Annotated in this window: 26 protein-coding genes; 11 read left to right on the forward strand and 15 right to left on the reverse strand. The window is 58.1% G+C overall.

The genetic code is table 11. The features are described from left to right. Positions 1 to 9: 9 nt before the first annotated feature. The 3 genes from QK300_RS00275 to QK300_RS00285 all read right to left on the reverse strand — a co-directional run bounded on the left by QK300_RS00275 (position 10) and on the right by QK300_RS00285 (position 4175). Positions 10 to 921 (reverse strand): GNAT family N-acyltransferase, encoded by a 912-nt coding sequence (locus QK300_RS00275; protein ID WP_281299975.1) that lies wholly within the window; start codon positions 919 to 921, stop codon positions 10 to 12. A 200-nt stretch (positions 922 to 1121) separates the two neighbouring features. Then, positions 1122 to 2543 carry an MFS transporter gene (locus QK300_RS00280; protein ID WP_281302256.1) on the reverse strand — a complete coding sequence of 474 codons (1422 nt, stop codon included), beginning with the start codon at positions 2541 to 2543 and terminating at the stop codon, positions 1122 to 1124. Between the two features lie 105 nt (positions 2544 to 2648). Continuing rightward, positions 2649 to 4175: a YifB family Mg chelatase-like AAA ATPase gene (locus tag QK300_RS00285; protein ID WP_281302255.1), complete on the reverse strand. Its 1527-nt coding sequence runs from the start codon at positions 4173 to 4175 to the stop codon at positions 2649 to 2651. Between the two features lie 238 nt (positions 4176 to 4413). Here QK300_RS00285 and QK300_RS00290 point away from each other — a divergent pair, with 238 nt between their 5' ends. Then, a complete protein-coding gene (locus tag QK300_RS00290; protein WP_281302254.1) occupies positions 4414 to 4782 on the forward strand; it encodes a histidine triad nucleotide-binding protein in 369 nt (122 codons plus the stop codon). 4 nt (positions 4783 to 4786) lie between these two features. Then, positions 4787 to 5179 carry an MAPEG family protein gene (locus QK300_RS00295; protein ID WP_042088181.1) on the forward strand — a complete coding sequence of 131 codons (393 nt, stop codon included), beginning with the start codon at positions 4787 to 4789 and terminating at the stop codon, positions 5177 to 5179. Here QK300_RS00295 and QK300_RS00300 read toward each other — a convergent pair. Beyond that, a complete protein-coding gene (locus QK300_RS00300) occupies positions 5171 to 6166 on the reverse strand; it encodes an adenosine kinase (protein WP_281302253.1) in 996 nt (331 codons plus the stop codon). The genes QK300_RS00295 and QK300_RS00300 overlap by 9 nt on opposite strands. 139 nt (positions 6167 to 6305) lie before the next feature. Between QK300_RS00300 and QK300_RS00305 the strand changes: the two genes are divergently transcribed. Further along, a complete protein-coding gene (locus QK300_RS00305; RefSeq protein WP_281302252.1) occupies positions 6306 to 7019 on the forward strand; it encodes an EI24 domain-containing protein in 714 nt (237 codons plus the stop codon). Next, positions 7020 to 7499: a hypothetical protein gene (locus tag QK300_RS00310; protein ID WP_281299969.1), complete on the forward strand. Its 480-nt coding sequence runs from the start codon at positions 7020 to 7022 to the stop codon at positions 7497 to 7499. A gap of 21 nt (positions 7500 to 7520) precedes the next feature. Here QK300_RS00310 and nth read toward each other — a convergent pair whose 3' ends face one another. Then, a complete protein-coding gene (gene nth / locus QK300_RS00315) occupies positions 7521 to 8168 on the reverse strand; it encodes an endonuclease III (RefSeq protein WP_281299968.1) in 648 nt (215 codons plus the stop codon). Positions 8169 to 8183: 15 nt separating this feature from the next. Between nth and QK300_RS00320 the strand changes: the two genes are divergently transcribed. Beyond that, on the forward strand, positions 8184 to 8735 hold the full coding sequence (locus QK300_RS00320) for a DUF2244 domain-containing protein (protein ID WP_281299967.1): 552 nt from the start codon (positions 8184 to 8186) through the stop codon (positions 8733 to 8735). Between the two features lie 7 nt (positions 8736 to 8742). Here the strand turns inward: QK300_RS00320 and dapB are convergent, their stop codons facing one another. The 5 genes from dapB to hrcA all read right to left on the reverse strand — a co-directional run bounded on the left by dapB (position 8743) and on the right by hrcA (position 14784). Continuing rightward, positions 8743 to 9543, reverse strand: coding sequence for a 4-hydroxy-tetrahydrodipicolinate reductase (gene dapB, locus QK300_RS00325; RefSeq protein WP_348651795.1), 801 nt, complete (start codon positions 9541 to 9543; stop codon positions 8743 to 8745). A 61-nt stretch (positions 9544 to 9604) separates the two neighbouring features. Next, positions 9605 to 10738, reverse strand: a complete 1134-nt coding sequence (gene dnaJ / locus QK300_RS00330) for a molecular chaperone DnaJ (protein ID WP_281302251.1) — start codon at positions 10736 to 10738, stop codon at positions 9605 to 9607. Between the two features lie 120 nt (positions 10739 to 10858). Further along, the gene (gene dnaK / locus QK300_RS00335; RefSeq protein ID WP_281299964.1) at positions 10859 to 12784 is read right to left on the reverse strand and encodes a molecular chaperone DnaK; all 1926 of its coding nucleotides are present in this window, start codon (positions 12782 to 12784) and stop codon (positions 10859 to 10861) included. 230 nt (positions 12785 to 13014) lie between these two features. Further along, entirely contained in the window at positions 13015 to 13689 is a 675-nt protein-coding gene (gene grpE / locus QK300_RS00340) for a nucleotide exchange factor GrpE (RefSeq protein WP_281299963.1), read from the reverse strand. A 63-nt stretch (positions 13690 to 13752) separates the two neighbouring features. Then, entirely contained in the window at positions 13753 to 14784 is a 1032-nt protein-coding gene (gene hrcA / locus QK300_RS00345; RefSeq protein WP_281299962.1) for a heat-inducible transcriptional repressor HrcA, read from the reverse strand. A 248-nt stretch (positions 14785 to 15032) separates the two neighbouring features. Between hrcA and rph the strand changes: the two genes are divergently transcribed. From rph to hemW, 3 genes are read left to right on the forward strand one after another with little or no spacing between them, the layout of a single operon-like run. Next, complete coding sequence (gene rph, locus QK300_RS00350; protein ID WP_281299961.1) at positions 15033 to 15752, forward strand: ribonuclease PH; 720 nt, start codon at positions 15033 to 15035, stop codon at positions 15750 to 15752. After that, positions 15752 to 16357 carry an RdgB/HAM1 family non-canonical purine NTP pyrophosphatase gene (gene rdgB, locus QK300_RS00355; RefSeq protein WP_281299960.1) on the forward strand — a complete coding sequence of 202 codons (606 nt, stop codon included), beginning with the start codon at positions 15752 to 15754 and terminating at the stop codon, positions 16355 to 16357. Before rph ends, rdgB begins: the two co-directional genes overlap by 1 nt. Further along, positions 16341 to 17549, forward strand: a complete 1209-nt coding sequence (gene hemW / locus QK300_RS00360) for a radical SAM family heme chaperone HemW (protein ID WP_281299959.1) — start codon at positions 16341 to 16343, stop codon at positions 17547 to 17549. Before rdgB ends, hemW begins: the two co-directional genes overlap by 17 nt. On the opposite strand, the gene QK300_RS00365 is transcribed toward hemW, so the two are convergent. Then, positions 17511 to 18902 (reverse strand): penicillin-binding protein activator, encoded by a 1392-nt coding sequence (locus tag QK300_RS00365; RefSeq protein ID WP_281299958.1) that lies wholly within the window; start codon positions 18900 to 18902, stop codon positions 17511 to 17513. The two genes, hemW and QK300_RS00365, sit on opposite strands and share 39 nt — an antisense overlap. A 98-nt stretch (positions 18903 to 19000) precedes the next feature. On the opposite strand from QK300_RS00365, the gene rsmI reads away from it, so the two are divergent. The 3 genes from rsmI to gshB all read left to right on the forward strand — a co-directional run bounded on the left by rsmI (position 19001) and on the right by gshB (position 21443). Beyond that, on the forward strand, positions 19001 to 19915 hold the full coding sequence (gene rsmI, locus QK300_RS00370) for a 16S rRNA (cytidine(1402)-2'-O)-methyltransferase (RefSeq protein ID WP_281299957.1): 915 nt from the start codon (positions 19001 to 19003) through the stop codon (positions 19913 to 19915). Positions 19916 to 19921: 6 nt separating this feature from the next. Next, positions 19922 to 20326, forward strand: a complete 405-nt coding sequence (locus tag QK300_RS00375) for a YraN family protein (protein ID WP_281299956.1) — start codon at positions 19922 to 19924, stop codon at positions 20324 to 20326. Between the two features lie 178 nt (positions 20327 to 20504). Beyond that, positions 20505 to 21443 (forward strand): glutathione synthase, encoded by a 939-nt coding sequence (gshB, locus tag QK300_RS00380; protein WP_281299955.1) that lies wholly within the window; start codon positions 20505 to 20507, stop codon positions 21441 to 21443. Here gshB and QK300_RS00385 read toward each other — a convergent pair. The 4 genes from QK300_RS00385 to hisH are packed head-to-tail and all read right to left on the reverse strand — an operon-like array spanning position 21440 to position 23977. Next, entirely contained in the window at positions 21440 to 21787 is a 348-nt protein-coding gene (locus tag QK300_RS00385; protein ID WP_281299954.1) for a phosphoribosyl-ATP diphosphatase, read from the reverse strand. The genes gshB and QK300_RS00385 overlap by 4 nt on opposite strands. Then, complete coding sequence (gene hisF, locus QK300_RS00390; RefSeq protein ID WP_281299953.1) at positions 21787 to 22560, reverse strand: imidazole glycerol phosphate synthase subunit HisF; 774 nt, start codon at positions 22558 to 22560, stop codon at positions 21787 to 21789. Before hisF ends, QK300_RS00385 begins: the two co-directional genes overlap by 1 nt. After that, on the reverse strand, positions 22554 to 23324 hold the full coding sequence (gene hisA / locus QK300_RS00395; protein WP_281299952.1) for a 1-(5-phosphoribosyl)-5-[(5-phosphoribosylamino)methylideneamino]imidazole-4-carboxamide isomerase: 771 nt from the start codon (positions 23322 to 23324) through the stop codon (positions 22554 to 22556). Before hisA ends, hisF begins: the two co-directional genes overlap by 7 nt. Further along, a complete protein-coding gene (gene hisH, locus QK300_RS00400) occupies positions 23321 to 23977 on the reverse strand; it encodes an imidazole glycerol phosphate synthase subunit HisH (protein WP_281299951.1) in 657 nt (218 codons plus the stop codon). Before hisH ends, hisA begins: the two co-directional genes overlap by 4 nt.

Genomic DNA, 23977 nt, shown 5'->3' on the forward strand with positions numbered 1-23977 from the left:
GATGATCTTTCAGATGATGATCTGGCTTCTGCCGCCAATGGCCTCGGCGGCCTCGGCCTCACCGTCATTGATCGCCCCGGGGGTGCCAAAGCGCATGGAATAGCGCTTGGTCACCCGCTCTACGGGCAGCAGGATGAATACATCGGTGGTGCCAAACTGATCATCCACCACCGCCCCATCACCGATGAAGCAACCAAGGCGCAGATAGCCCTTGATCAAAGGCGGCAGAGAGCGGCGAGCCATGCGGATATCAAGCTGATCGCGCGGCACCCTGTTCATATCTTCAAAACGCTCGGGCACGGCACGCACCATGAAATCCGCCGGGCACAGATGTTCGTGCCATAAATAGGATAAGGGAGCCGCTAAAGCATCGGGATCGGTGCCATGCAAAGAGGCACAGCCAAACATATAGGCAATGGAATGTTCTGCCAGATAGCCCGCGATCCCCTTCCATAAAAGGGTGATGGTGGCATTCGAGCGATAATCCCGCGCCACACAGGACCGGCCCAATTCCAGAAGCTGGCCGCCCTTGCCCATATGGGCCTGAAAGCGTTCCCCCATCAAAGGGCCGAGATCATATTCCTGAGCGGAATAAAAGCCGCCATGCTGGGACGCCACCTTTTGGCGCAGCAGACGATAGGTGCCCACCACCCGACTGCCTTTGGGCTTGGAATGATCGATGACCAGCAAATGATCGCATAAGGGATCATAAACATCCATATCACGGCGTTCGCGCTGCATCTGAAGCGTGGGCTGTGCCGACATTTCCTCGTAGAAAATGCGATAGCGCAAACGCTGGGCTTCCAGAATTTCAGAGTCTTCGCGCGAACAGCGCACCTCCAAAGGGCCTGATCGGGCGTAATAATCGGCGTTCGCCAGTGTTTGCGCGGCGACGACCTTGTCTTTGCCGGTATAATCCATAACGCGCTTCTAAGCCCCTTCAGAGACAATTTCGTGACGCGGCTTCCAGAAATCGATTAAAAATTCTGCGCCCCATCGCATCAAAACGGCTGGAGTGTGAGCCTTTGCCGTTCATATCTCAACCCAAACCTGCGGTGCATTGCCCATATCCAGCGCACAAATGCGCGAGGGCCTGACCGTCTTTTATGCGTTTTCGATCTTCAGTCCCATTTTCTTGTACGGGCAAGAAACCATAACAAAATCAGCCCCGGTATGCCAGCAATCCCCGATAGGATGAAGAAATCAAACCAGCCCACAGCTTCCGCCAGAAACCCCGCAGGGGCCGCCAGAAAGGTGCGCGCCACCAAAGCCGTAGCGGATAAAAGGGCATATTGGGTGGCGGTATAGGCATCATTCACCAGCCGCGACAGAAAAACGACGAAGATGGTATTGCCCATGCCGGACGCAAAATTTTCAAAGCCGATCACCCCCGCCAGCCACGGCCAATGAGCATCGATCAAAGCGCCTTTCAATTCAGACGGGATATTGCCCTGCCCGAAAGCCGTTTCAACCCCCAATGTGGCAAAGCCCGCCATCCAATCCAGCCACGAAAAGCCCAGATTCGACACAACCTGCAAAACCCCGGCGATCCAAAGGGCGCGCACCAGCCCAAAGGCATGCATCAAAAGGCCCCCGGCAAACATGCCCGCAAACACCGCCACCAACCCAAAGCCTTTATAAACAAAGGCAATGGTGGATTTCTGATAGCCCAGATCGCGCACGAAAGGCCCCGATAACGCCCCGGCAAAGGCATCCTGGAATTTAAACAAAACCACAAAGGCCATAACCGAAAGCAAAGCCCAGCCAAAACGACGCACCAGATCGACAAAAGGTGCCGCCACCATCACATAAAGGGTGGCCAGCCCATGGCCCCTGCGCCCCCCGGCCAAACGCGGCCGCGTTGCTAAAAACCGCGCCACCTCGTGCTGCCGGGCTTCCAATTCGGCTTCCACCCGGCGTTCGGGTTCATGATTGAAAGCCACCGCCAAAAGCCCGAGAACCAAAGTGAGGCTGGCAAATAAATAGGCGCTTTCCCAGCTTGCCACATCAGCCAGCCATAAAACCAGAACCCCCGCCGCAAGCTTGGCCCCCAGATACCACGCCGTGGCATGAACCGCCGTGCCCCCCGCCAATTGCCGATCATCCAGATATTCAATGCGGTAAGCATCCACCACAATATCGAAGGTGGCCGAGGCAAAAGCCACCCCCACCGCCAACAGGATGCTGGGCATGAGGGCGCTGGCCGGATCAACCACCGATAGCCCGAACAAAAGCGCCAGCATCAGCACCAATGTCAGCGCCATCCAGCCCCGCCTTTGGCCCAATCGGCGGGTGAGGGGGCCCAGCCTGATATGATCCACAAAAGGGGCCCATAAAAACTTGATGGCATAGGCCGTGCCGATCAGGCTGGTGAGCCCGATGGTGCCGAAATCGACCCCGGCATCGGTGAGCCGAATGCGAAAGGTTTCACCAATCAGACCCAAAGGAAGGCCGCTGGCAAATCCGAAAAACAAAAACACCGCCACCCGGCGTTCCAGATAAATGGACCCCACCCCAAAAAGCCGGGCAAGGACTTTGGGCACGACATAAGACGGCGGCTTGGGTGAACTTGAAGATGACATCAGCGGCAGACTAAGCGGCCCTTATGGCCTTGAGAAGGCATAAAATGCGTATCCTGCTTTGAAGATTTAAAGGGAGGAAAGCGCCGGGGCGATGCGGCGAAAGCTCAGGGCTTCGGCGATATGCCCCCGGCCCACGCTTTGTACCTGCTCCATATCCGCCAGAGTGCGGGCCACCCGCAAAATGCGGTGATAACCCCGCGCCGATAACCGCATCCGGTCAATCGCCTGATTGAGAAGGGCGCGGCCCGCCGCATCGGGGGTGGCGATCCGATCCAGAATCTCGCCATCGGCTTCGGCATTGGTGCGCAGATCATCGATGCCCATGGCGCGAAAGCGGGCTTCCTGCACCGCCCGCGTTGCAGCCACCCGGCGCGCCACTTCGGCCGATCCTTCGGCGGGTGGCGGCAGGCCAAGATCAGCCGCCGAAACCGCCGGAACATCGATGTGCAGATCAATCCGATCAAACAGCGGACCGGAAATTTTCGATTGATAATCAATGGCGCAGCGCGGCGCCCGAGCACAGGCAAGGGCTGCATCATCAAGATGCCCGCAGCGGCAGGGATTCATCGCCGCCACAAGCTGAAAGCGCGCCGGATAGGTGACATGGGCCATCGCCCGCGAGACCACGGCCTTGCCGGTTTCGATAGGCTGACGCAGGCTTTCCAAGGTGGCCCGGGGAAATTCCGGCAGTTCATCCAAAAACAGCACGCCCATATGGGCAAGGCTGATTTCCCCCGGTCGCGCCCGCGCCCCGCCGCCCACCAAAGCCGGCATGGATGCGGAATGATGGGGGCTGCGAAAAGGCCGCCTGCGGCTGATCGCCCCGCCATCGAGCAATCCCGCCACCGAAGCGATCATCGAGACATCGAGAGCTTCGCGCGCATCGAGGGGCGGCAAAATCGAGGGCAGGCGGGAGGCCAGCATCGATTTCCCCGATCCCGGCGGTCCGATCATCAAAAGATTATGCCCCCCCGATGCGGCGATTTCCAAAGCCCGCTTGGCCATTTCCTGACCTTTGATATCGCGCAGATCGGGCAGGGTGCCGCCTTCATCCATCACCCCCGCCTGGGGCTGGGATAAAATCTGGCTGCCCTTCAGATGATTGATCAGGGTGAGCAGATCGGGCGCAGCCAAAATTGCCAGATCGCCCGCCCAGGCCGCCTCGCCCCCCTGCTGAGCCGGGCAAACCAAAGTGAGATCAAGCGCCGAAGCCGCCAAAGCCGCAGGCAGAACACCGGGCACCGCGCTGATCCTGCCATCCAGCGACAATTCACCCAAAGCCAGCAATTGCGCGCTTTCTTCGCGATCAAGCACATCCATCGCCGCCATAAGGCCAAGGGCAATGGGCAGATCGAAATGGCTGCCTTCCTTTGGCAGATCGGCTGGCGACAGATTGACCGTGATGCGCTTGGGCGGCAAAGCCAGCCCCATTGCCGCCAACGCCGAGCGCACCCGTTCGCGCGATTCGCCCACCGCCTTATCGGGCAGACCAACAATGGTAAAACCCGGCAGGCCTGCGCTTAATTGCACCTGAACATCAACGGGCCGGGCTTCGATCCCGGCAAAGGCCACCGTATTGATATGCGCAACCAAATGCCGCCCCCCTTATCATTTCGTGATCACGCCGGATATGGATCCCCGCTTTCGATGCTCTGTGGCGGGCCAATGTGCGGGCTTTGGCCAAAAGCGTCAATCATAGTTGTATAAGGCGATGTTCTTTCGCTCGCAACAGATGGTTTCATCTCTTGAAACATGGGTGGATCAGAAACGGATTGTCTTGCTGTTTATCGGCATCGCGGGCATGTTTTGGCGAAAAGATAAGGAGCAGATCATGGCCTATGATGACACAAATATCTTTGCCCGCATTCTGCGCGGCGAAATCCCTGCAAAATCCGTTTATGAAGATGAATATGCTCTGGCCTTTCACGATATCAACCCACAGGCCCCTCAGCATATTCTGGTGATCCCCAAGGGCCCCTATCAATCGATGGATGATTTCACCGCCCACGCCCCCGATGCCCTGATCGCCGGTTTTTTCAAGGCTGTGGGCCATGTGGCCCGGCAAGTGGGGGCCGCTGAAAGGGGCTATCGCATTCTGGCCAATCATGGTGCCGATGCCCATCAAGAGGTGCCGCATCTGCACATCCATATCTTTGCCGGTCGCCCTTTGGGGCCCATGCTCACCCCCCTGAAGGATTGAACCGATGACCATTGCCGCATGGTGCCTTTTGGCCGCTTTCATTCTGATTTATGCGCCGCGCGGACCGGCTTTGCGCGGCATATTGGAGCAGGAAGGGCATTATGATATTCTGGAACCCCGCGCCCAGCAGGCCCGGCTGAAAGGCAAGGCACTGCGGGCCATGGGGGCGCATCAGAATATGATCGAAGCCTTTGGCCCCTTTGCCGCCGCCGTGATCATGGCGCATTTTCTGGAGGCCGATCCCCACTGGCGTGATGGGCTGGCGCTGTTATTCATCGCTGCCCGGATCCTGTTCATTCCGGCTTATCTTAAAGATTGGGGCTATGGCCGCACCGCCATATGGGCCGTGGGCCTGATCGCCACCCTGATGCTGTTCATCCTGCCGGCTTTAGGCTGACATCGCCTTTGCCACCAGCGCCGCCAAATCGGCTTCGGGCCGGGCGCCATAATGCGAGATGATTTCGGCCGCACAGATCGATGCCACCCGCCCCATGGTGCGGGCATCCTGGCCCCTGACATAAGCATGAAGAAAGCCCGCCGAATAAAGATCGCCCGCGCCCGTGGCATCCACCAGCTTCGCAATCGGTTCGGCATTGATGATCACCCGTTCCGATCCATAGAGAACCACCGAGCCTTTTTCCGACCGCGTGAGGGCGGCCAGCTCCACCTTTTGCCCCAGCGCTTTCATCGCCTGTTCGAAATCATCGGTTTGATAAAGGGATTTGATCTCGTCTTCATTGGCAAACAGAATATCCACATGATGATCCACCAGATCGCGAAATTCATCGCGATAGCGATCCACACAAAAGGAATCCGACAAGGTAAGTGCAACTTTCGTTCCCGCTTCATGGGCAAGGCGCATGGCCTTTAAAAAGGCCTTTTTCGCCTCGATGGGATCCCACAGATAGCCTTCCAGATAGATGACCTTAGCGGCGGCGATTTCTTCGGGGACGATATCGGCTTCCGTCAAACCCTGACTTGCCCCCAGAAAGGTATTCATGCTGCGCTGGCCATCCGGCGTCACGATGATGAGGCAGCGGGCGGTGGGCTCACCCGAAGGGGCCATGGGGGTGGTGAAATCCACCCCGGTGGCACGCAGATCATGGGCGAAAACCTGGCCCAGTTGATCATCTTTCACTTTTCCAATGAAGCGGACGCGCCCGCCCAAAGCCGCAAATCCCGCCGTAGAATTAGCCACCGATCCGCCGGAAATCTCGACCCCCGGCCCCATGGCATCATATAAAAGGCGGGCCCGATCCGCATCGATCAGGGTCATCCCCGCCTTTTGAATATCATGGGCCGCGAGAAAGGCATCGTCATCGCGAGAGATCACATCCACGATCGCATTGCCGATCCCAACCAGATCATGTGTCTTTTCAACCATATGCGGTATCCTTATCATCATTATTGCTGATTGACTGAGCGGGAGTATAGCGATTGTCGCACAGATGCCAACCAGCGCACTTTCCACAGGGTGCATCGGGCTGCTAAAACAGGGCCGACCCATTTTAAAGAGCCATGACATGTCGATCCTCCGCGCCCTCAATCTAGCCATTGGCCAATTGAACGATCCGGCTTTTCGCCGGGTCATTCTTTTAGGATTCGGCTTGTCGCTTCTGGTGTTTCTTCTTCTGCTCGGGGGGCTGATTGCCCTCGTGCCCCTGATCCCCGAAAGCAGTATCGGCTGGATCGACAAGGCTGTCATCTGGCTCGCTGGTTTGGGGGTTCCCCTGATCTTTGCTTTGGTCACCTGGCTGCTTTTTCCCGCTGTGATGACCAGCATCACCAGCCTGTTTCTCGATGATGTTGTGGATGCCGTGGAAGCGCTTCACTATCCTGATCTGGCGGGCTGGCGGGCCTCGCCTTTGCATGAAGCCATCTGGCTGGGGCTGCGGCTTTCCCTGCTGATCGTGCTGATCAATCTGCTGGCCTTGCCCCTGTATCTGGCCCTGCTTTTTACCGGCTTTGGCACTTTGGCGCTTTATCTGGCGATCAATGGCTATTTATTGGGCCGGGAATATTATGAAATGGTGGCGGTGCGCCATGCCACCCCGAACAATGCCAGACATCTGCGCAAACAAAACCGGGATAAAGCCTTTATGGGTGGGCTGATGATCGCCCTTTTATTCATGATCCCGGTGCTGAACCTGATGGCCCCGGTCATCGGCATTGCCATGATGGTGCATCTGTTTCATGACAGCCCGGAAAACAAGCCGGAAAGCAGACGGGTCAACTGAATGATGGGGATCAGCACTATATCAATGATGATCCGGCGCTTTGGCCTGCTTATCCTGCTGATGGCCGGTGCAGCGGGCTGCACATCGCTGCTCGATCATAGCCCCAAAGCCCCGGAACCGCAGGCACCTCCGGCTGCAACCTCCCCATCGTCTTTGGCCCCAAACAGCAAAAAAGGCACCGATCTGGCATCTCCCCCCACCCCCATCACCGTGCCGCAATCCCCTGATCCGGGGCGGCTTTTGGGGCTGACCGCTGGCGATGTGCATCATCTGATGGGGGTGCCGCTTTTGGTTCGGCGCGAAGATCGGGCGCAGATGATGCAATATAAATCCGCCCAATGCGTGCTCGATATCTATTTATACGAGCCCCAGCCTGGCATGCATTTTCGCACCCAGCATGTGGAAGCCCGCGATCTGGATGGGCAGCCATTCGATGCCACCCAATGCATGGCCCAACTCATTCCGCGCACCCACTGGTAATTAAGCCGCGCACCAAAATGATCAGGCGGTTTTATCTTCATAAAGGCACAGATCCCGCACCGGGCACCGCCCACATTCGGGCTTTCGTGCCTTGCAGATATAGCGGCCATGCAAAATCAGCCAATGATGGGCATGACGCATGAAGCGCGCCGGAATGCGGGCAACGAGGCCATCTTCAACCGCCCGAACAGTTTTCCCCGGGGCCAGCCCCAATCTGTTGGACAGGCGAAAAATATGGGTATCCACAGCCATGGTCGGCTGGGCAAAGGCCACATTCAAAACCACATTGGCGGTTTTGCGCCCCACCCCCGGCAGGGTTTCAAGGGCGCTGCGATCCGCTGGCACAGTCCCGCCGTATTCTTCGCATAAGATTTTTGACAAAGCGAAAACATTGCGGGCCTTATTATTGAAAAGCCCGATGGTTTTGATGTGATCCCTTATGCCGGCTTCGCCCAGAGCAACCATCGCCGCCGGATGATCGGCACGGGCAAAGAGCTTTTTGGTGGCTTTGTTCACCCCGGCATCGGTGGCCTGCGCCGACAGCACCACGGCCACGAGCAGGGTATAGGGATTGCGATAGTCCAATTCGGTTTGGGGGGCCGGATCGGCCTTTTCAAAGCGGGAAAACAAGGTTTCAATGGCTTTGGCCGACAGTTCATGACAAGGCATGAGGGCCCTTTCGAGATGACATCACAATCCGTTCCTGATCCTGTTTACAGCACCGGCTGTTCCGGTCAAGCGTCCGGCCCCTTATGGTTTCATGCCACCGTGCGGCCGCATCGCTCCCTTGACCGCAGGCACTTCGTGCTCATTTTCATGGGGCTGCTGGCCCTGAGCGCCCTGGCGGCTTTACGCTTCTGGTTTTTGGGCGCCTGGCCGGTGGCGGCTTTCTTCATTGTCGATGCCCTGCTGATCTGGGGGGCTTTCCGCCTTTCTTATGCCCATGCCCGATCTTTTGAAACCATCGCGCTTTTGGAAGATGCCCTGATCATCACCAAAACAAGCTGGCGCGGAAAAACAGATCGCCACCAATTTGATCCTTATTGGGTAAGGATTGCGATCACCGACCCGCCAAGCCCGGAGCGCCGCCAAGCCGCAACACCCCGTCTTTATCTTCAGGAACGCGGGCAATCCCTTGAGGTGGGTGAGGCGCTCAGCCCCCAAGAGCGGCTTTCTTTAGGTGAGGCTTTAAAAACCGCCCTTGCCACCAAAAAAGCCGGGCACCCGCCATTATAACAGCGGATCACAAACCAAGCACATCTGCCATATCGAAAAGCCCGGGTGCTCGATCCTCTTGCCAGCGGGTGGCCAGCCACAAAGCCGCATGAACCGCGCCACGGGCAAAAATCTGCCGATCCGATGCCAGATGCGACAGCACCAGACGCTCGCCCATCCCGGCAAAAATCACCTGATGTTCCCCCACCACATCGCCCCCGCGCAAAGTGGCAAAACCGATCCGGCCCGGCACCCGTGGCCCGATCTGGCCATCGCGCAGTTTTTCGCTCATCTCATCCAGATCAACACCCCGGCCCATTGCCACGGCCCGGCCCAGGGCCAGCGCCGTTCCCGATGGCGCATCAACCTTGTGACGATGGTGCATTTCCAGAATTTCCGCATCAAATTCAGGGCCAAGGGCGCGCGCCGCCTGCCGCACCAAAGATGATAGCAAGCTGATGCCCAAAGAAAAATTCGCCGCCTGCAGAATGGGAATGGTGCGCGCCGCATCATCGATATCGGCTTGCTGGTCAGCCGTAAAACCGGTGGTGCCCAAAACCAGAGGCTTTTCATGGCTGCAGGCCAAAGCCAGATGATCAAGGCTGGCTTTGGGGCTGGTAAAATCGATCAGCACATCGGATCGGGCAAAAAGGGCCGCCGCATCTTCATCGATGCTATCAGCAAAAGACCGGCCATCGGCCGTGTGGACCAAAGGCGAGGCACCGGGCCGCACCGTTCCCCCCGACAAAAGAGCACAAGATGACCCATCAACCTCGGCAAGGAGCGCCCGCCCCATGCGCCCGGCACAGCCTAATATTCCGATTTTGATCATCGCCTGCTCCCCCATCATCCGCCCCGCTCATTCCGGCCCGCCTTCTGCGCTAATCGGATCAATCTGTCAGATCATCCCATAAATCTTTCACCCGGCTGAAAAAGCCAGAGGATTGAGGGGTGTGCCGCTCGCCAAAATCCTCACCAAGGCTGCGGATTTTTTCTTTTTGCGCCTTTGTTAGATTGACCGGCGTTTCCACCTGAACCTCGATCATCATATCGCCATAGATGGGTGTATTGATCTGGGGCATTCCTTTGTTGCGCAGCCGGAATTGCCGCCCATTCTGGGTGCCTTCGGGGATTTTCAGGCGCGCCCGTCCGCCACCGATGGTGGGCACCTCAACATCGCCCCCCAAAATGGCGGTGACGATAGAAATCGGCACCCGGCAATAGATCGTCGTGCCTTCGCGCTCGAAAAGCTTGTGCGGGCGGATCGACAGAAAAATATATAAATCCCCCGGAGGGCCGCCCCGGAAACCGGCCTCGCCCTCGCTGGCAAGGCGGATGCGGGTGCCTTCTTCAACACCGGCAGGAATTTTCACGGAAAGCTGGCGCACTTTTTCCACCCGGCCCATGCCATGGCAGCTTTTGCAGGGGCTGGAAATCACCCGGCCCGCGCCCTTGCAGCCCGGGCAGGTGCGTTCGACGGTGAAAAATCCCTGAGCCGAGCGGATCTTGCCCGCCCCATTACAGGCCGGGCACAGCTCAGGCACCGAGCCTTCTTCGGCACCGGTTCCCGAACAATCATCACAAGGCACACTGGTGGGCACATCGATGGTTTCGGTCAGCCCGTGATAGGCATTTTCCAGGGAAATTTCGAGATTGAAGCGCAGATCAGACCCCCGCCGGGCCGAGGATTGGCCGCGCCCGCGCCCGCGTCCGCCCATCATATCGCCAAAGAACTGATCGAAAATATCGGAGAAGCTATCCTGATCAAAGCCATGCGCCTGCGCCCCGGGGCCTGCGCCATTGGCAAAAGCCGCATGGCCATAGCGATCATAGGCCGCCCGCTTTTGATCATCTTTCAAGATATCATAGGCCTGGCTGATTTCCTTGAAGCGGCGCTCGGCCTCTTCATTACCGGGATTGCGATCAGGATGATATTTCATGGCAAGCTTGCGATAGGCGCTTTTAAGGGTCGAACCATCAGCCCCGCGTTCCACACCAAGCGTTTCATAATAGCATTCAGTCATGAAGCAATCCGTTCTGTTTTTTCATCGGAAGCGAAAGCCCTGCGCCGCCGAACCGCCATCAAGGCAGGCACCGACGGCGCAAAAGGCATCCATCCGATGATGGGATATCAACTCGCAAGATTATTTCTTGTCTTCGTCAACTTCCTCGAAATCGGCATCCACTACATCCTCGTCAGAGGCTTTTTTGGCAGCCGCATCCGCCTGCTGGGCATCCGTTGGGGCGCCTTCGCCGGCATCGTCCTGCTGCGCTTTATAGATGGCTTCACCCAGCTTCATGGAAAGCTGGGTCAGGCTTTCCGTTTTCTGCTGGATGGCATCGGCATCATTGCTATCGAGAACAGATTTAAGCTCGGTGACCGCCGTTTCAATCGCCGCCTTATCATCGGCAGACACCTTATCCCCGTGTTCCGACAGATTTTTCTCGGTCTGATGCACCAAAGCTTCGGCCTGATTGCGGGCTTCCACCGCAGCCCGCCGCTTTTTATCTTCGGCGGCATTGGCTTCGGCATCCTTCACCATCTTTTCGATATCGGCATCCGACAACCCGCCCGAAGCCTGAATACGGATCTGCTGTTCCTTGCCGGTGCCTTTATCCTTGGCCGATACATTGACGATCCCATTGGCATCGATATCAAAGGCCACCTCGATCTGCGGCACACCGCGCGGGGCCGGGGGCAGCCCAACAAGATCGAACTGACCGAGCATTTTATTATCGGCAGCCATTTCGCGCTCACCCTGGAACACCCGGATGGTCACCGCGCCCTGATTATCCTCGGCCGTTGAGAAGACCTGAGATTTCTTGGTAGGGATGGTGGTATTGCGCTCGATCAAGCGGGTGAACACACCACCCAATGTTTCAATGCCCAAAGACAAAGGCGTTACATCAAGCAGCAGCACGTCTTTCACATCGCCTTGCAGCACACCCGCCTGAATGGCCGCCCCAAGGGCCACCACTTCATCGGGATTAACCCCCTTATGGGGTTCGCGGCCAAAGAAGGATTTCACCGTTTCATGCACTTTGGGCATGCGGGTCATGCCGCCCACCAGCACCACATCATCGATTTCACCGGCATTGATGCCCGCATCTTTCAGCGCCTTTTTGCATGGCTCAAGGGTGCGTTTGATCAGATCTTCGACCAGCGATTCGAGCTTTGCCCGGCTCAGCTTCATGGTCAGATGCTTGGGGCCCGAAGAATCGGCGGTGATGAAGGGCAGATTGACCTCGGTTTGCGTGGCCGAGCTCAATTCGATCTTGGCCTTTTCTGCCGCTTCCTTCAGCCTTTGCAGGGCGAGCTTATCACCGCGCAGATCAATGCCATTTTCTTTTTTGAATTCATCGGCCAGATAATCAACGATCCTGAGATCAAAATCCTCGCCACCCAGAAAGGTATCACCATTGGTGGCCTTCACCTCGAACACGCCATCGCCGATCTCAAGGATCGAGACATCAAAGGTGCCGCCCCCCAGATCGTATACGGCGATGGTTTTGCCATCCTGCTTTTCAAGGCCATAGGCCAAAGCGGCGGCGGTGGGTTCATTGATGATCCGCAAAACTTCAAGGCCCGCGATTTTGCCGGCATCTTTCGTTGCCTGCCGCTGGGCATCATTGAAATAGGCCGGAACCGTGATCACGGCCTGGCTAACGGTTTCACCCAGATAGCTTTCCGCCGTTTCCTTCATTTTTTGCAGGATGAACGCGGAAATCTGCGAGGGAGAATATTTTTCGCCGCGCGCTTCCACCCAGGCATCGCCATTATCGGCCTTGACGATGGAATAAGGGACCATGCCCTTGTCTTTGGTGGTGGTGGGATCGGCATAGGTGCGGCCAATCAGGCGCTTGATGGCAAACAGCGTATCTTTGGCATTGGTCACCGCCTGACGCTTGGCGGATTGCCCCACCAACCGCTCGCTATCTTCGGTGAAGGCAACGATCGAGGGCGTTGTCCGCACCCCTTCGGCATTTTCAATCACTTTGGGGTTGGAGCCTTCCATCACCGCAACGCAGCTATTGGTGGTCCCCAGATCGATTCCGATGACTTTACTCATAATGTCTGACCTTTTTTTTCAGCCGGGTCGGCGGGCCACATCATGCACCCGTCCGGCCCTCCAATCAGGATATTCATTCATTGTGTGTCGCTCGAAACAGCATGTCCGGTGCATCCGGCTGTCTTGAAACATTTTTCGCGCGACAATCGACCCTGCATATAGGGCCGCCTTTTCCGTGCTGCAAGGCAGAGGATCGATGCAGATGCATTTCCCCTCTTTTTCGCCCGCCTTCAGGCCGTGGTATCAACCCCCTTGGGTGATGATGGGTCCGGCGCAGAGTCAGCCCCCGGGCCGGGAGCCGCTTTGGCCACCGTTACCATCGCCGGGCGCAGCAGGCGATCCCGGATCACATAGCCCGCCTGATACACATCCACCACCGTTCCCGGTGCCTGTGCGGGGCTTTCCACTTCGGCCATGGCCTGATGGAAATTATGATCAAATTTCTCGCCCCTGGGTTCGATCCGCCGGATGCCATGACGCTCGAAAGCATTGAGCAATTCCCGCTCGGTCATCTCAACGCCATCGACAAAGGTTTTGATCAGCTTATCCTGGCGCGCCTCGGCGGGCAGGGCTTCAAGGGCCCGGCGCAGATTATCCGGCACGCTCAAAAGATCACGGGCAAGGCCCGAGACCGCATAAGCGCTGGTTTCCTGCTTTTCCCGCGCCGTACGCCGCAGGATATTTTCCACCTCGGCCCGGGCCCGCATCGCCTGATCGCGCAAGGTTTCGATCTCGGCTTCCAGCGCCCCGATCCGATCAGGCGGGGTGCTCGCCCCCTTCTCATCGGCGGCGTCCGCCTTGGCTTTGGCCTCGGCCCCGCTTTCGGGGGATGGGCCGGATGGATCTGGCCCGGCCTGTGGCTTTTGGGCTTCATCCCGGGTTTCATCAGTTGGGTGTCTGTTCATTTCGTCCGATCCGCTCATGGCGCTCGTCCGCCTCCATTGATAGGCCGCCGCAAGGGTTCACCCTTACAATATCCGGCCGATGACCTTTGCTGTATAATCCACCATCGGAATAATCCGGGCATAATTGATCCGGGTCGGACCAATCACCCCGATCATCCCAATGATCTTGTTATCGCCCTTCATATAGGGAGAGACAACGAGGGAGGAACCCGAAAGCGAAAAAAGATTATTTTCCGAGCCGATAAAAATCTTCACCCCCTCGGCATCCCGGGCTTTTTCCAACAAGCGGGTGAGATCGAGCTTGGTTTCAAGATCATCAAAAAGCCTGCGGATTCGCTCTAAATCCTCGATCGCCCGCACATCTTCCAAAAGATTGCCGCGCCCGCGCACGATCAATGACGGCTTATCATCTCCGGTCCATGTGGCAAGGCCCTGTTCCACCAGCTTGCTCGTCAGGCCGTCAAGTTCGGCCTTTTGTTCGGATAATTCGCGGGCGATGATCGCGCGGGCCTCTTCAAAGGTGCGGTTCTTGAACCGGCTATTGAGATAATTGCTCGCCTGAACCAAAGACGACGGAGGCAGGCCGGGGGGCAGGTCAATCACCCGATTTTCCACCACCCCATCTTCCGAAACCACCACCACCAAAGCCTTTTCAGCCGAAAGCGGTACGAATTCCAGATGCTTTAGGGGGGCATTGGTTTTGGGCACCATCACAAGGCTGGCACATTGGCACAGCCCCGATAAAAGATTGGTGGCATCTTCTAAAACATCTTCCCGCCGCCGCCCCTGACCGGCACAACGGATATCGATATTGGCGCGCTCTTCTTCGGTCAGATTGCCGATTTCAAGAAGGCCATCCACGAAAAGCCGCAAACCCAATTCCGTGGGTATCCGCCCGGCAGACACATGGGGGGCGTAAATCAGCCCGGTTTCTTCCAGATCGGCCATCACATTGCGAATAGAGGCCGCCGACAGATCAACGCCGGGATGCCGCGACAAAGTGCGTGACCCCACCGGATCGCCATTATCGAGATAGGATTCCACGATCATCCGAAAAATGACGCGCGAACGATCGTTCAATGTTTCGATCTGCATGTCACCTGTCCGAGCTGATGAGCTGTCAAGCCTTTGATTTAAGGGGCCGGGGGCCAATCGTCAATCCACAGACAGCGATCCCCACAGGCTTAGGCCGGGATTGTTTTCCAAAAGGGGGGCTGGACGGCGGTTCGCTGCAAGGGTTAGAAGGCTGTGATCTGGCCCTGCCTGTGCTTTGGCGCATAGGCGCATCATGATCCCCCAAATGGGATCGGGTGCCGTGGCTTTCAGGATCTGGAGAGACCCCCATGCGACCATCCGGCCGAGCCCTTGACGAAATGCGCCCCTTGAGCCTTCAGCGCGGATTTTCCAAACATGCCGAAGGTTCATGCCTCGTCAAATTCGGGGATACCCATGTTTTATGTACGGCAAGCCTTGAAAGCCGCCCGCCGCCCTTCCTGCGCGATACCGGCAAGGGCTGGGTAACGGCCGAATATGGCATGTTGCCCCGCTCCACCCATAGCCGCATGGATCGCGAAGCGGCCCGCGGCAAACAATCGGGGCGGACCCAGGAAATCCAGCGGCTGATCGGCCGCTCCTTGCGCGCCATTACCGAGCTTGAAGGTTTGGGCGAACGCCAGATCCGCATCGATTGCGATGTGATCCAGGCCGATGGGGGCACCCGCACCGCCGCCATTTCAGGCAGCTTTGTGGCTTTGGTGGATTGCCTGCGCTATATGCGCGATGCCGGGCTGATCGATACTCTGCCGATCCGCGAGCCGGTGGCCGCCATTTCCTGCGGGATCTATCAAAACAACCCGATCCTTGATCTGGATTATGATGAAGACAGTGCTGCCGAAACCGATGCCAATTTCGTGCTCACGGCATCGGGCGGGATTGTGGAAATTCAAGGCACTGCCGAAGCAACACCTTTTTCCGAAGAACAGTTCCTGCGGCTTTTGCGGCTGGCGCGGATCGGCTGTGATCGGATTGTTGCTGAACAAAAACGTGTTCTGGGCCTGAAATAATGACCGCCCGGCGTTTTTCCGGTGATCGCCTTGTGCTGGCCAGCCACAATGCCGGCAAGGTGCGCGAAATCAAGCTGTTGCTGGCGCCTTTGGGGATCACCGTTTTAGCGGCGGGCGATCTGGGCCTTGATGAACCCGAAGAAACCGGCACAAGCTTTATCGCCAATGCCGAATTAAAGGCACTGGCCGCCGCCAAAGCCAGTGATCTGCCCGCTTTATCCGATGATTCCGGGCTGGTGGTGCATGGGCTTCTTGGCGCCCCCGGCATTTATTCGGCGCGCTGGGCAGGGCCGGAAAAGGATTTCGGCCACGCCATGAACCTGATCGCCGAAAAGCTGGATGGGGCCGACAGCACCGCCCATTTCATCTGCGCCCTTTCATTGGCCTGGCCCGATGGCCATAGGGAAAGCGTGGAAGGCCGGATCGATGGCCATTTGTGTTTTCCGCCCCGGGGCACACGCGGTTTTGGCTATGATCCGATCTTCGTGCCCGATGGCTATGATCTCAGCTTTGGGGAAATGGACCCCGACCACAAGGCCGCCATCAATCACCGCGCCGATGCCTTTCGCCAGATGCTGGAGCGCTGCTTTGACCGATCTGCCTGATCTGAAAACCCGTGCCGACAGCGCAGAGCAAGATCGCCTTGCGATCTATATTCACTGGCCCTTTTGCGAACGCAAATGCCCCTATTGCGATTTCAACAGTCATGTCCGCGATGAGGTAGATCACCCGCGCTGGCAGCGCGCCCTGCTGGCGGAATTGGCATGGTTTGCCGAACGCACCCAAGGCTATCGCGTACCCAGCATTTTTTTCGGCGGCGGCACCCCATCCCTGATGAAACCGAGCCTTGTTGCGGCCCTTATCGATGCGGTGGCGGGCCATTGGCCCCTTGATGCGCAGCCGGAAATCACGCTGGAAGCCAATCCTTCCAGTGTTGAGGCCGGGCGCTTTGCCGATTATCGCCATGCCGGTGTCAATCGGGTGTCTTTGGGGGTGCAGGCCCTTGACGATCAGGCGCTGGCCTTTCTGGGGCGGCTTCACTCCAAAGATGAAGCCCTGGCGGCGCTGGATGTGGCCCGCCATCATTTCGACCGGATATCCTTCGATCTGATTTATGCCCGCCCCGAACAAAGCCTTAAATCATGGCGCGACGAACTTTCCCGCGCCCTGCGCTATCAGGCGGGGCACCTTTCGGCCTATCAATTGACCATCGAGCAGGATACCGCCTTTTTTCGCCGCCATGCCCGGGGGGACTTTCACCTGCCGGATGAAGATCTGGCTGCCGATCTTTTTGAGCTGACCGCCGAACTGACCGCCCAGGCCGGGCTTTATGCTTATGAAACATCGAACTATGCCCGACCCGGTGAGGAATCGCGCCATAATCTTATTTATTGGCAGGGCGGGGGCTATCTGGGGATCGGACCCGGGGCCCATGGCCGGATGCCCACTGCCCCAAAAGGGCCGCTTCCCCGCTATCAGGCAACATCCCAGATCAAACGCCCCGAAGATTGGCTTCTGGCCGTGGAAAATCATGGCCATGGCCGCTTTGAAAGTGAAGAGATCGACCCCGAAAGCCGCGCCGCTGAAGCTGTGATGATGGGCCTGCGCCTGACCAAGGGGATTGATCGCCACCATTTCAAACAGCACACCGGGTGCGACCTGATGACCATCGTCAACCGTAAAGCCCTGGCCGAATTGGTCGAACAGGGGCTTTTGGAATGCGATGCACAGGCTTTGCGCACCAGTCAAAAAGGCCGCTTATTGCTCAATGCCATCATAGGCCGCCTGCTGGGTTGAACCCTGCCCATCAAGATCGAGATGGAAACCGATTCTGGGCCCCCGGAAATCCACCGGGGCGGGATCGATGATCCTGAAATCACGCGCACCGATTTCCAAAATCGCCAGATTTCGCTCCACAATCCCATCCGAACCAAAGCGGAAAGCCCCATCAAGGCCGCTGAAGCCCGCCCGATCTTCAAAAGCCGCCGCTTCAAAGCGTTCGCTTTGCACGGGATTGCGGGCAAGGGTGGCCAAAAGCGCCATGCCATCATAGCCCAATGTGGCAAGCCTTGGTGCCGGGCGGCCATAAGCCTTTTCAAAGCGCGCCAGAAAAGCCCGGGGCACGCTGGGTTCAGGCGCTGGAAACCACGCCCCACGCAAGGGCGGTTCGCGCACCAATGAAGGTTCATCCCAAAGCCCGGTGCCCAGAAACTGAACCGTTTGGGGATCGATCTCATAATAAGGCAAAAGCGGCCCCAAAGAGCGCAATAAAGGATCGCCCTGGGCGATCAGCAGGGCATCAAAGCCGAGTGGTCCCAAGGCCTCCTTGGTTTTGAGCCGCCTCAAAATTTCATTGGACAGATCATCGCCCAAGGCTTCAAGAGCCTTTACCTCGGCAAGATAGGCAGCCCGGCGCTGATCATAATGGGCGAGAATTTTCACCGGCGCATCAAGGGCATCGGTTTCCGGCTCATAGCGAATCAGCGAGACCAGATCCCCCCCCGCTTCCTGCACAAGGGGGCCAAAGCGCTGCAAAATACGATCCCCATAAGGCGATGAGGGGATCAATCCGGCCAAGCGGCCAAGCCCGCGCCCGATGGCATAGGAAACGATCCGTTCCACATCCTGATCGGGCATGAAGCCAAACAGATAAACCCCATCGCCAGCCACCCGCTGATCATTGGAAAAGCCGAGCAAGGGGATATCGGATTGGCGCAAAAGCGGGGCCACCGCCTGCACCGATGTGGCCAGAAGCGGCCCCAAAACCACCGAAACCCCTTGATCCACAGCCTTTTGTGCAGCAAGCCTCGCCCCTTCCGCCGTGCCCGCCGTATCGAAAGGCAAAAGCCGCAAGCGGGGATCATAGGCATCAAACAAGGCCAAAGCCGCCGCATCGCGCAAGGCCGCCCCCACATCCGCCGCCGGGCCGCTGAGGGGCAGCAGAAGCGCAATCCTGATTTCGCCCTGATCGGGGGCCAAAAGCCCTTGAGCCCGGGGATCAGCATCCGCCCCGGAGCGATCCGCCCCCGAAAGTGCGGTGGGCGCACGCCCCGATCCGCCCATAGACGATCCATCCGAAGGCGGTGCCGTGGCACAGCCCGCAAGCAGCATGATCATCCCCATCATCGCGGGGCCGATAAGAAAACGCATGGACATCATCCCGGCTTTTATGGTGAGTTCACCCTTGAACACTGGTTGGCATATAGACTAACGCTGCATCATAAAAGCCGCAAACAGAAGGCAACAAAGTGGCACAGGCTGATTTTGATGATGAGGCCAGCCTTGGGCCCCGCTCTGCCGTGGGGTCCATCCCCAGCGCCGGGCTTTATATCGTGGCCACCCCGATTGGCAATCTGGGGGATATCAGCCATCGCGCTCTGGCCATTCTGGCAGCCGCCGATCTGATCGCCTGCGAAGATACCCGGGTCAGCCTCAAGCTTCTCAATCATTATGGCTTGAAGCGCCCATTGATATCCTATCATGACCATAATGCCAAAATGAGCGGGGGCAAAATTCTCGATGCTCTGGCCGCCGGGAAAAGGGTGGCCCTGATATCGGATGCCGGAACGCCGCTGATTTCCGATCCCGGTTATCGGCTGGTGGCCGATGCCCGCGCCGCCGGGCACAAGGTTATCCCCATTCCCGGTGCCTGTGCGTTCATCACCGCTTTATCCGCCTGTGGCCTGCCCACCGACAAGCTTTTGTTTCTTGGCTTTTCACCCCCCAAATCATCGGCCCGCAAAAAATTTGTCGAACCCTATCGATCCGTGGATGCCACCATGGTGCTTTATGAAAGCCCAAGCCGCCTGCCCGCCGCCCTTGCGGATTTTGCCGAAATTCTAGGGGCCGGGCGCGAAGCCGCCATCTGCCGCGAGATGACCAAAAGCTATGAGGAAATCCGCCGGGGCAGCCTTTTCGATCTGGCCGCCAGCACAGCCGCTCAGGAACACCGGATCAAAGGCGAAATCGTTTTAGTGATCGCCCCGCCGGAAGGCGAACGGCCCAAAAGCGATCAGATCGATGATCTGATCAAAAGGGCGCTGCAGGATTTATCGGTACGCGAAGCCGCCGCGGCCATCGCCTGGATGACCGGGGAAAAGCGCCGCACCATTTATCAACGGGCTTTGGCCCTGCAAGGCCAGATCAGCGATGACCCGCAATGACCCGCAATGACATTGGCCCCGCATCATAAACCGGCAAAAAAGGGGCGCAAAAAGGCCGAAATTCTGGGCCGCCGGGCGGAAGGACTGGCGGCGCTTTATCTGAAGCTGAAGGGTTATCGCATCATTGCCCGGCGCTATCGCAGCCCCGTGGGTGAAATCGACCTGATCGCCCGGCATCACAACAGCCTTGTGTTCATCGAGGTGAAAGCCCGCAAAACCCTGACAAGCGGGCTCGAAGCGGTGCCGCCCCGTCAGCAGCAGCGATTGATGCGCGGGGCCCTTCATTTCATCATGCGCCATCCCCATGAGGCTCACCTTCCCCTGCGCTTTGATGTCATCATCATCCGCCCCTTCAAGCTGCCCAAGCATCTGATCCATGCGTTCGAGGGGGCAAAGCCCGGCCAGTTCTAGACCCAAAACCCATCAGGCCATCAACCGGCATAGCCGGGCACGGGAAAATGATGGCAAGAGGCCGGGATGGCCTTTCCCCCTGATCAGCAACGGCTTATACAGGGCTGCGCCAGAGGCTGCCCGCGATGGACGGCCAGCGGATGACGGACGATAGATGATTTTTTGACGGAGAGAAAAGATGGGTTTGGCCGTTGGCTTGCAGATGGATCCGATCGAGACAATCGATATCAATGGCGACAGCACCTTTGCCCTGGGGCTTGAGGCTGAACGCCGGGGCCACAGCCTGTTTCATTATCTGCCCGGGGATCTAAGCTGGCAGCAGGGCCATGTCACCGCTATAGGCCGCCCGATCACCCTCAGGCGCGAAAAGGACAATCATGTCTCTGCCGGAAGCCCTGAAAAGCGTGATCTTGCCGATCTCGATACCATCCTGATGCGCCAGGACCCGCCTTTTGATCTGGGCTATATTTCCGCTACCCATATATTGGAACATATCCACCCCAAAACGCTGGTGGTGAATGATCCGGCTTCGGTGCGCGATGCCCCGGAAAAGCTGTTTGTCACCCATTTTGCCGATCTGATGCCCCCCACATTGATCACAAGGCGCAAGGATGAAGTGGCAGCCTTTCGGGCCGAACATAAGGATATCATCGTCAAGCCGCTTTATGGCAATGGCGGGGCCGGGGTGTTTCGCCTGCAGCCGGGGGATGAAAATTTAGGCGCCTTGATCGAGCTGTTCACCGGCATCTATCGCGAACCGATCATGGTGCAGCGCTATATCCCGCAGGTGCGCCAAGGCGATAAGCGCATCATTTTGGTGGATGGCGAGGTGGCAGGCGCGCTCAACCGCGTGCCGGCAGTGGGCGAAGCACGATCCAATCTCCATGTGGGGGGGCGTGCTGAAATCGCGGTGCTGAGCCGCCGCGATCAGGAAATTTGTGATCGTTTGGGGCCGGAATTGAAAAAACGCGGCCTTATTTTTGTTGGCATCGATGTGATCGGCGATTGGCTCACTGAAATCAATGTGACATCCCCCACCGGGATTCAGGAAATCGACCGTTTCGATGATGCCAATATCGCGGGGCTGGTCTGGGATGCCATCGAAAGCCGCCTTTAAAGGGTTCGGCGCTTTTTTTCTTCCAAACCCGAAAGCCCTTCGCGGCGGGTGAGCTCGGCCATGATATCGTCGGGCGCGATCCCTGCATCCGCCCATAAAACCATCAGATGAAACAGCAGATCGGCGGATTCCGAAATGATCCCCGCCCGATCATCCAGAACCCCGGCCAGCGCCGTTTCCACCGCTTCTTCCCCCAGCTTTTGCGCAATTTTCTGGCGGCCCTTGCCATAAAGCCGGGCCACATAGCTCTGCTCGGGATCGGCGGATTTACGCGCGATCAGGGTGGCATAAAGCCGATTGAGGGCGGCCCAATCAATGGGGGCTGTTGGTTGCTCATCGGTCATCAGATCATCTCTTTCGTTTGGCGTATATTGATCCCGGCCCGGGCCATATGGGCCTTCGCCTCGCCCACGGTATAATGGCCGAAATGAAAGATCGAGGCCGCCAGCACCGCCGAGGCATGGCCATCGCGCACCCCCGCCACCAGATCATCAAGGGAGCCAACCCCGCCCGAGGCAATCACCGGCACCGGCACGGCATCGGCAATCCGCCGCGTTAAATCAAGATCGAAACCGGATTTTGTGCCATCGCGATCCATCGAGGTGAGAAGGATTTCGCCCGCCCCCAAAGAAGCCGCGCGGCAGGCAAATGCCACGGCATCAATCCCCGTGGCCGTGCGGCCGCCATGGGTGAAGATTTCCCAACGATCCGGCCCCACCGATTTGGCATCCACCGCAACCGTGATACATTGGGAGCCGAATTTTTCCGCTAATTGGGCAATCAATTCAGGCGATTGCACCGCCGCGCTGTTGATGGCGATCTTATCGGCCCCGGCCAGAAGCAATTTCCGAACATCCCCCACGGATCGCACCCCGCCGCCAACGGTGAGCGGCATGAAACACATCTCGGCAGTGCGGGCCACCACATCAAGCAAAGTATCGCGCCGCTCGTGGCTCGCGGTGATATCCAGAAAACACAGCTCATCCGCCCCCGCCGCATCATAAACGCGGGCCTGTTCCACGGGATCGCCCGCATCCAGAAGATCAACGAAATTGACCCCCTTCACCACCCGGCCATCCTTCACATCAAGGCAGGGAATGATCCGCGTTTTCAACATGATGCGGAAACCAGCTGAAGGGCGGCCCGCAAATCCACGGCCCCATCATAAAGCGCCCGGCCGATCACCACGCCATCGACCTTTCCGCCCGGCATCTCGCCGCCCTTGATGCCATCGGCTGCGGCCCGCGCCGTTGCGCACAGGGCCCGGATATCATCCATGCCGCGCACCCCGCCCGAAGCAATGATCGGCAGGCGCACCGCCCGGGCGAGATCGGCCACCGCCTGCCAGTTCACCCCCATCATCATGCCATCGCGATCGATATCGGTGAAAATGATCGCCTCAACGCCCACATCTTCAAATCGCCGGGCAAGATCGGCGGCGGGCAGATCGGATGTTTCCGCCCAGCCTTCGGTGGCAACAAAGCCATTGCGGGCATCAATCCCCACAAGGATACGGCCCGGAAACTGCTGGCAGGCCGCCTTCACCAAGGCCGGGTTCTTGACCGCCGCCGTGCCCAGAATAACCCGCGACACCCCCAATTGCAGCCAGCGATCAATGGTTTCAAGGGATCGGATACCGCCGCCCAATTGCACCGGCACCGAAACCGCCTTCAGAATATTTTCCACCGCTGCGGCATTTTCCGGTCGGCCGGAAAAAGCGCCATCCAGATCCACCAGATGCAAAAATTCGCACCCCGCTTTGACAAAATCAAGCGCCTGGGCTGCGGGATCATCATGAAAGATGGTGGCTTTAGCCATATCGCCCTTTTGCAGGCGCACCGCCTTGCCATCTTTCAGATCAATCGCCGGATAGAGTTTCATGGCTGCCACTCCAGAAAATTACGCAGGAAACGAAGGCCGGTTGATTGGCTTTTTTCAGGATGAAATTGAACCCCCGCCACATTTCCCCGGGCCACCGCCGCGGTCAGCGCCATGCCATGATGCACCCGGGCAAGGCAGGCTTCAGGCGATTGCAGCGCCAGATGATAGCTATGAACGAAATAAGCATGATCGCCGGATGCAATCCCGGAAAAAAGGGGATGCGCGGCGCCTGCTTCGGTCAGTTCCAAAGCATTCCAGCCCATATGGGGGATTTTGAGATCGGGGCTTTGGGGGCGGATCGCCTCGACCGTGCCCGGAATCCAGCCAAAACCCTGATGTTCGCCATGCTCCAGCCCACGCGAGGCCAGCAATTGCATCCCCACACAAATGCCCAGAAAAGGCCGGGCATCATGCAAAGCCACCTGCTCGATCGCCGCCATCATATCGGGAATGGCATCGATCCCGGCCCGGCAATCGCCAAAGGCCCCAACACCGGGCAAAAGGATGCGATCGGCCTTGCGCACCGCCGCCGGATCGCCCGTGACCGTGATCTGGCAGGAAAGCCCCGCATCCAGAGCCACACGCTGTAGCGCCCGCGAGACCGAACGCAGATTGCCTGATCCATAATCGATAACAACAAGGGTTTGCGCCAT

It is taken from the genome of Iodidimonas sp. MBR-22 (assembly GCF_029946565.1).
In the GTDB taxonomy this organism is placed as follows: Bacteria; Pseudomonadota; Alphaproteobacteria; order Sphingomonadales; family Rhodothalassiaceae; genus Iodidimonas; species Iodidimonas nitroreducens.